This is a genomic window from Methylobacterium sp. 275MFSha3.1, from assembly GCF_900108435.1.
Taxonomy (GTDB): Bacteria; Pseudomonadota; Alphaproteobacteria; order Rhizobiales; family Beijerinckiaceae; genus Methylobacterium.
Map to the genome: position 1 here is coordinate 278,064 of NZ_FNWP01000007.1, position 6,907 is coordinate 284,970.

General features: G+C 72.3%; 5 protein-coding genes. 3 read left to right on the forward strand and 2 right to left on the reverse strand.

What is annotated here, in order from left to right:
- The first annotated feature begins 39 nt into the window (after window positions 1-39).
- Window positions 40-2,358: an FdhF/YdeP family oxidoreductase gene (locus BLW78_RS10795; protein ID WP_091679364.1), complete on the forward strand. Its 2,319-nt coding sequence runs from the start codon at window positions 40-42 to the stop codon at window positions 2,356-2,358.
- Between the two features lie 45 nt (window positions 2,359-2,403).
- Complete coding sequence (locus BLW78_RS10800; RefSeq protein WP_091679330.1) at window positions 2,404-3,774, forward strand: pentapeptide repeat-containing protein; 1,371 nt, start codon at window positions 2,404-2,406, stop codon at window positions 3,772-3,774.
- 21 nt (window positions 3,775-3,795) lie between these two features.
- Here the strand turns inward: BLW78_RS10800 and BLW78_RS10805 are convergent, their stop codons facing one another.
- Entirely contained in the window at window positions 3,796-4,266 is a 471-nt protein-coding gene (locus tag BLW78_RS10805) for a MarR family winged helix-turn-helix transcriptional regulator (protein ID WP_020090750.1), read from the reverse strand.
- Between the two features lie 123 nt (window positions 4,267-4,389).
- The gene (selA, locus tag BLW78_RS10810) at window positions 4,390-5,844 is read right to left on the reverse strand and encodes an L-seryl-tRNA(Sec) selenium transferase (protein ID WP_091679333.1); all 1,455 of its coding nucleotides are present in this window, start codon (window positions 5,842-5,844) and stop codon (window positions 4,390-4,392) included.
- A 190-nt stretch (window positions 5,845-6,034) separates the two neighbouring features.
- Between selA and BLW78_RS10815 the strand changes: the two genes are divergently transcribed.
- Window positions 6,035-6,907: mannose-1-phosphate guanylyltransferase (locus BLW78_RS10815; protein WP_244526905.1), on the forward strand; the 873-nt coding region annotated here is incomplete at its 3' end.

The window sequence follows — 6,907 nt, forward strand, 5'->3', positions numbered from 1 at the left end:
CCCCAGGTCCGGTGCTCGCTGCGCCGGGTGGAGGGCGCCATGGCCGATCAGAACACCGACGACGTCCGGATCGAGCCCTATGACGGGCCTGCGGGCGGCTGGGGCTCGGCCCGCTCCCTCGTCGAGATCCTGACCCGCGAGGGCGTGCCGGTCACCGGCTCGGCGATGCTGCTCAAGCAGAACAAGCCGGACGGCTACATGTGCACCTCCTGCGCCTGGGCGAAGCCGGCCAAGCCGCTGGCGTTCGAGTATTGCGAGAACGGCGCCAAGGCGACGGCCTGGGAGCAGACGCGCCGCCGCGCGACGCCGGACTTCTTCGCCGCGCACACGGTGACGGAGCTTCTCGGCTGGAGCGACTACGCCCTGGAGGAGCAGGGCCGCCTGACCCACCCGATGCGCTACGACCCGGCGACGGACCGCTACCGGCCCGTTACCTGGGCGGAGGCCCTGGCCGAGATCGGCCGGGAGCTGAAGGAGCTGCGCGCGCAGGACCCGCGGTCGGTGGTGTTCTACGCCTCGGGCCGGGCATCCCTGGAGACGAGCTACATGTGGGCCCTGCTCGCGCGGCTCTACGGCAACAACAACCTGCCCGACTCCTCCAACATGTGCCACGAGCCGACTTCGGTGGCGCTGCCCCAATCGATCGGCGCGCCGGTCGGCACGGTGCTGCTGGAGGATTTCGAGACCACCGACCTGATCTTCTTCTTCGGACAGAACGTCGGGTCGAACTCGCCGCGGATGCTGCACCCGCTCCAGGAGGCGCGGCGCCGGGGCGCGCAGATCATCACCTTCAACCCGCTGCGCGAGCGCGGGCTGGAGCGCTTCACCGACCCGCAATCGCCGGTCGAGATGCTCACCCGCTCGTCCACGAAGATCTCGACGCAGTACCATCAGGTGAAGGCCGGCGGCGACCTCGCGGCGCTCACCGGCCTGTGCAAGGCGCTGATCGCCCTCGACCGGGCCGCGGAAGCCGCTGGCCGGCCGCGGGTGCTCGACCACGCCTTCATCGCCGAGCACACCCACGGCTTCGAGACCTTCGTCGCCTTCTGTGACGGTCAGGACTGGGCCGCGCTGGAGCGGCGTTCCGGCCTCACCCGGACTGCCCTGGAGGCCGCCGCCGAGGTCTACGCCCGCGCGAAGGCGGTGATCGGCATCTACGGGATGGGCCTGACCCAGCACCGCAAGGGCACCGAGACCGTCCGGATGCTCGTGAACCTGCTGCTGCTGCGCGGCAATATCGGGAAGCCCGGCGCCGGGATCTGCCCGGTGCGGGGCCACTCGAACGTGCAGGGCCAGCGCACCGTCGGCATCACCGAGAAGCCGGAGCTGGCGCCGCTGGACAAGCTGCGGGAACTCTACGGCTTCGAGCCGCCGCGGGAGAAGGGCCTCAACACCGTCGAGACCTGCGAGGGCGTTCTCGACGGGCGTGTGAAGGCGTTCATCGGGCTCGGCGGCAACTTCCTGCGGGCCGTGCCCGACACCGCCCGGATGGAACCGGCCTGGCGGCGGCAGCGGCTCACCGTGCAGATCTCGACCAAGCTCAACCGCTCGCACCTCGTGACCGGCGCCGTCGCCTACATCCTGCCCTGCCTCGGCCGGATCGAGATCGACCGGCAGGCGAGCGGTCCGCAGGCCGTATCGATGGAGAGCTCCACCGCCCAGTTCCACGGCTCGCGGGGCGTTGCCGACCCGGTCGGGCCGCACCTGCGCTCCGAGCCCTGGATCGTGGCGGAGATCGCCAAGGCGACCCTGCCGCCCAATCCCCGCATCGACTGGGATGCCTGGGTCGGCGACTACGCCCGGGTGCGCGACGCGATCGAGGCGACCTATCCGAGCGTGTTCCACGACCTGAACGGCCGCATGTTCCACCCGGGCGGCCTGCTGAAACCGCTGGGCGCCCGCGACCGCAAGTGGGAAACCGACACCGGCAGGGCGAATTTCGCGGTCCCCGAGGGCCTGGAGGCCGATCCAGACCTGCCCGACCGGGGTCCGGAGGTGCTCGACCTGATCACGCTGCGGTCGAACGACCAATTCAACACCACGGTCTACGGCTACGACGACCGCTTCCGCGGGGTGAAGGGCACCCGGGACGTGCTGTTCATGAACCGCCGGGACATCGCGCGGCTGGGGCTGAGGGACGGGATCAGCGTCGACGTGGCGACCGAGGCGGACGACCAAGTGACGCGGCGGGTCGGCGGGCTGCGGGTGATCGCCTACGACATCCCCGAGGGCAACTGCGCCGGATACTACCCGGAGTTGAATGTCCTGCTGCCGCTCTGGCACTACGACGAGCAGTCCAAGACTCCCGCCGCCAAGGCGATCACCGTGCGGGTGACGGCCGCAACCGCCGCACCCTGAGCGGAGCGTCTGGCGTCCGGTCGCGCCTTCCGGCAAGGAACGACCATGGACCAGGCGACTCCTCCCGACGCGCGACCGGACGCTCCGGTGGAATCGCGGCTGCGCGCGCTCGTCGGCCGGATCGCCGCCGGGGCGCCCCTGAGCGAGCCGGGCGCGGACCTGTCGCAGCTGCGCGCCGGGCCGGGCGCCCTCGCGGATGTGCCGGAGGCCGGCCTCGTCACCGACGCCGAATCCGGCGGCCTCGCGCTCGCCGGCGCGGACCTGTCCCGCGCCCGCATGGAGGAGGCCGACCTCTCCGGCGCGAACCTGCGCGGGGCGAGCCTGTCCGGCGCGGTCGGGCGCTCGACCCGCTTCACCGGGGCGATCCTGGAGGCGGCCGACCTATCGGAGGCCGATCTCTCGGGGGCGGACTTCACCGGCATCATCGCCGGGCAGGTGAAGTTCGTCGGGGCGATGCTGGAGGATGCCCGGTTCGGCCAGGCCGCGATGCGCTTCGCCGACCTGTCCGGCGCCCTGCTCGACGGGACCGACTTCGCCGGCGCCGATCTGTGGGGCGCGGATTTCTCCGGGGCGGACGCGGACGACACGGTCTTCCGCGGGGCGCGGCTCGACGAGGCCAAACTCGCCGACGCCAACCTGACCCACGCGGATTTCGCCGAGGCCAGCCTGACCAAGGCGAGTCTCGCCGGCTCGCGGCTGCGGGGCGCGCACTTCACCGGCGCGAAGCTCGACGGCGCCGATCTCTCGGGGGCGGATCTCTCCGACACCGACCTCGTGCGGCTCAACCTCGCGACCTGCCGGCTGCGGCACGCGCGCTTCGCCGGTGCGTGGCTGAACGGCACGCGGATGAGCGTGGAGCAGCTCGGCGGCGCGGTCGGCGAGGAGGTGGCCGGCGCCTACGACGCCGCCCAGGCGAGCTACCTCGCCCTGGAGCAGAACTGGAAGAGCATCGGCAGCCACGACGCGGCGAGCTGGGCCTACAAGCGCGGCCGCCGGATGGGCCGGTTCCATGCCGGGCAGCAGGCCCGCGCCGCCTGGTCCGACCGGGACTGGTCCGGATTCCTGCGGCACGGCTATCGCTGGACTGCCGACCGCTTCGTCGAGTGGCTGTGCGATTACGGCGAGAGCCTGTCGCGCATCGCCCGCGCCTTCGCGCTGCTGATCGTGCTGTTCGGCGGGCTCTTCGGCCTGACGGGCGGCCTGTTCATCGTGGAGGGACCGGAGGCCGGGCCGACCTACAATCCCCTCGATCTCCTGAGCTACAGCGCGCTCAACATGATGACCGCGAACCCGCCCGAGATCGGCCTGAAGCCCACCGGCCGCGTCACCAACCTGCTGGTCGGCATCGAGGGCGGCGTCGGCATCATCCTGATGGGGCTGTACGGCTTCGTCCTCGGCAACCGCCTGCGGCGGTGACCCCGATCGCGTCCGGGCCGCTCAGTCGTTCACGCTGAGCCGCTCGATGACGAGGCTCAGATCCTTGCGCAGGGCGCGGATCTCCGGCTCGCTGAGTTCGAGCTGGCACATCACGCTCTCGCGGACCGAGACCGCGTCGGCGCGCAGGGCGGCGCCCTCCGGCGTCAGGGCGATCTCGACCTCGCGCTCGTCCGACTGGCGCCGGGTCCGGAGCAGGAAGCCCGCGCTCTCCAGGCGCTTGAGCACCGGTGTCAGCGTGCCGGAATCGAGGCGCAGGCGCCGGCCGATCTCGGAGACCGTGACGCCGTCCTGTTCCCAGAGCACCAGCAGGACCAGATATTGCGGATAGGTCAGTCCGAGCCGCTCGAGCAGCGGCCGGTACGACTTGGTCATCCGATGCGCGGCAGCATAGAGCGCGTAGCAGAGCTGATTATCGAGAAGCAGCGGATCCGTCTCCGGCTGCGCCTCAGCCGTATCGGCAATATACGCCATATCGTTCGCCCATCGCGGTCCACGCACCGCCATTCTCGACCGCGACCGCGGGTTCGTCACCATACCATAACACGGGATACCGGCGCGCAAGCTCCGGTCGTCCGGCCCGTTCTCTTAACAACCCTATGGGGTTCGTCTCGGTGTTCGTCCCCCGCCCGCGACGGGCGGGAGCGCCGCCAGGCTGTCGAGGAAGCCGGCCTCGTCCTCGAGCGTCCGGAGATCGAGGCGGACGGCCTCGTCGCTGATCCGGCCGATCACCGGCACGGAGAGCCGGCGCAACTCCTCAGCGAGCCGCCGGCACCGCCCGCCCGCCCCGCGGCTGCCCGCCGAGGCCGGCGTCAGGACCAGGGCGGCGCTGGGCAGCGTCTCCACCGGCAGTGCGCCGGATCCGATCTGGCTGATGCACTCGGCGACCGTGACCGCGGCGCGGCCGGCGAGCCGCTCCGCCACTGCGGGGGCGAGGCGCTCGACCTGGGCGGCGATGCTGTCGCGGTCGCGGGTGAGGAGCCGCAGGGTCGGGAGCTCCGCGCGCAGCCGCTCCGGGTGCAGGTAGAGCCGCAGCACGGCCTCGAGGGCCGCGTAGGTCATCTTGTCGACGCGCAGGGCCCGCTTCAGCGGATTCCTTCGCACGCGGGCGATCAGGTCCTTCCGGCCGGCCACGATGCCGCACTGGACCGCGCCGAGCAGCTTGTCGCCGCTGAAGGTGACGACGTCGGCCCGCTCCAGGGCGGCGCGGATGGTGGGCTCGGGGGGCAGCCCGTAGGCCGCGAGGTCGACGAGGCTGCCGCTGCCGAGATCGTCCGCCAGCGGCACGCCGCGCTCCCGGCAGAGGGCGTAGAGGGCCACGGGATCGGCCGCCGCGGTGAAGCCCGCGATGGCGTAGTTGCTCGGATGCACCTTCATCACGAGGCCGGTGCGGGGCCCGAGAGCCTCCGCGTAGTCGCGCAGGTGGGTGCGGTTGGTGGTGCCGACCTCGCGCAGGCGGCAGCCGGCCCGCACCATCACGTCCGGCACCCGGAACGAGCCGCCGATTTCCACGAGCTCGCCGCGAGAGACCACCACCTCCTTGCGCATGGCGAGCGCGTTCAGCACCAGCAGCACCGCGGCCGCGTTGTTGTTGACGACCACCGCGGCCTCGGCGCCGGTCAGGCGGCAGATCAGGCCCTCGACATGGTCGTCCCGCTCGCCCCGGGCGCCGGTCTCGAGATCGAACTCGAGGTTGCTCGCCTGCACCATCACGGCGGCCACGGCCTCCGCGGCCGAGCGGGGCAGCAGGGCGCGGCCGAGATTGGTGTGCAGCACCGTCCCGGTCAGGTTGAAGACCGGCCGCAGCGACGGGCGCCGCTCGGCAGCGAGCCGCGCCGACGCCGCGGCCCGGATCGACTCCGCGTCCGGGACGGGGCCGCCCCCGGCCCGGATCTCGGCCAGCACCGCCCGGATCGCGTCCGTGAAGGCCGTCCGCCCGTAGGCGTCGAGGTCCGCCGGCGGCGCGCCGCCGACGAGGCGCTCCACCGCGGGAATCCGGCGCGGGGACGGCGCCGGGTCGTCGGCCTGCGGGGTGGGGACGGGCGCGTTCATGGCAGGCCAGAGATAACCATCCCGGTGCACGGAGCCAGCCCGTCGACGCGCGGATAATGCGCGCAGGTTGTTCCGGTCCCGGCCCGACGGTAAGGGCAGATCCTGAAATCGGCGCCCGAGAGTCCATCGCACCCGCGCGGGGCGGGCTCGGCCGCGCCGACCCCGCCGAGCCCTCTCGGGAGACGTCACCATGTCCCGATCTTCGATCCAGATCCACCCGATGATCCTGTGCGGGGGGACGGGGACGCGGCTGTGGCCGGCCTCGCGGGAGAGCATGCCCAAGCAGTTCGCCCGGCTGGTCGACGCCGAGCGCTCCACCTTCCAGGCGACGCTGGCGCGGGTGTCGGACGCCACCGTCTTCGCCACGCCCACCGTCATCGCCTCGGCCGAGGCCCGCTTCATCGTCGCCGAGCAGCGCGACCAGCTCGGTCTCTCCGCCGACATCCTGCTCGAGCCGCAGGGCCGCGACTCCGCCGCCGCCGTGGCGGTCGCGGCGCTGCACACTGCCGCCAGCGACCCGCAAGCCGTGGTGCTGATCATGGCCGCCGACCACGTCGTGCCTGACACGGCGGCCTTCGTCGACGCCGTGCGGCGCGCGGCCGCCGGCGCCCAGGCCGGCTACACGATGACGCTCGGCATCGAGCCCGACCGGCCGGCCACCGATTACGGCTACATCCGCCGCGGCGAGCCGATCGCCGAGGCCCCGGGCGCGGCCCGCGTCGCCCGCTTCGTCGAGAAGCCGAACCAAGCCGGCGCCGAGGCGCTGATCACCGACGGCGCCCTGTGGAACTCGGGCTACTTCCTGTTCCGCGCCGACCTGATGCTGGCCGAGCTGGAGGCGTTCGTCCCCGAGGTGCTGGCGGCCGCGCGCGCGGCCCTGGAGGCGGCGGTGACCGACCTCGACTTCATCCGCCTCGACGCGGCGGCCTTCGCCCAGGCGCCCAAGATCTCGATCGACTACGCGGTGATGGAGCGGACCGCCCGGGCCGGCGTGCTGCCGGTGTCGTTCGCGTGGTCGGATGTCGGCACCTGGGACGCGGTCTGGCAGGTGCTGGACCACGAC

What these genes read in the sequence shown, in the direction of transcription:
- BLW78_RS10795 (WP_091679364.1), top strand. Translation starts at nt 40, where the DNA reads ATGGCCGATCAGAACACCGACGACGTCCGGATCGAGCCCTATGACGGG.
- BLW78_RS10800 (WP_091679330.1), top strand. Translation starts at nt 2,404, where the DNA reads ATGGACCAGGCGACTCCTCCCGACGCGCGACCGGACGCTCCGGTGGAA.
- BLW78_RS10805 (WP_020090750.1), bottom strand. Translation starts at nt 4,266, where the DNA reads ATGGCGTATATTGCCGATACGGCTGAGGCGCAGCCGGAGACGGATCCG.
- selA (WP_091679333.1), bottom strand. Translation starts at nt 5,844, where the DNA reads ATGAACGCGCCCGTCCCCACCCCGCAGGCCGACGACCCGGCGCCGTCC.